Below are 224 nucleotides of genomic sequence, written 5' to 3'. Positions count from 1 at the left end.
GGTCACGGCCGAGGCCACGTTTGCCGATGCGGCAGGCAACGCCAGCGCACCGGTGACAGGCTCGCAAAGCTACGCGGTGGATATCGCAGCTCCAGATACGTCGGGCACCACGGTCACCGTAGGCGTCATTGCCGGTGACGGCGTGCTGAACAACACGGAAGCGGGCGCCAATGTGCCGGTGACCGTAACGCTGGGCAATGTGCCTGCCGATGCGACCACCACTA

The 224-nt window shown here is 65.2% G+C and carries 1 protein-coding gene; it reads left to right on the top strand.

Features of this window, described 5'->3' with window-relative positions; genetic code table 11:
• Positions 1-224 (top strand): hypothetical protein (locus QEP11_RS17525; protein ID WP_284337943.1); only part of this gene is annotated, 224 nt, incomplete at both ends.

Origin of the sequence: Comamonas halotolerans, from assembly GCF_030162935.1 — a bacterium.
Lineage (GTDB): Bacteria > Pseudomonadota > Gammaproteobacteria > Burkholderiales > Burkholderiaceae_C > Comamonas > Comamonas halotolerans.
The sequence above is the reverse complement of the archived record's forward strand: the minus strand, read 5'-3'. Positions and strand labels throughout refer to the sequence as shown.